1 protein-coding gene is annotated in these 424 nt (G+C 44.1%); it reads right to left on the bottom strand.

Annotated features, from left to right (window positions below; all coding sequences use genetic code 11):
• Window positions 1–72 precede the first annotated feature (72 nt).
• The coding region (locus tag A3757_RS26490) for an endonuclease/exonuclease/phosphatase family protein (RefSeq protein WP_369819534.1) at window positions 73–424 on the bottom strand (352 nt) is incomplete at its 5' end.

Genomic DNA, 424 nt, shown 5'->3' with positions numbered 1-424 from the left:
CTCGCTCAAAACGAAAAAAACCCACACTAAACAGTGTGGGTATCAATACGCAACTAGGGTAGAAAAAGTGGCTTACTCAGCGAATACAAACTCACTCGCTACAGGGTAGTGATCTGACAAGTCCCAAGTGGTCCAGTGATCCCATTCAATACTACGAGGCGTCAGCATCTTGTTATGAGAATAAACTGGCGCTTGATGCTCGTTTGAATACAACACATAGTCTAAGTACTCATTGTATTGATCATCCGCATAAACATTCACAGGGCCTGCGTAAGAGTAAGGGTACTCGCCTAACGCTGTAGGTTCTGTTGCATTCATAAGCGATAAAAAGTCTACGTGCTCTTGTGGGAAGTTCACCTTATCGACGTTGAAATCTCCCGCCATCAGTACAGGTTGATCTGATGGGATGTTCTTGCTATCTACA

The organism is Oleiphilus sp. HI0117 (genome assembly GCF_001635235.1).
This window is presented reverse-complemented; position numbering and strand designations above follow the sequence as displayed.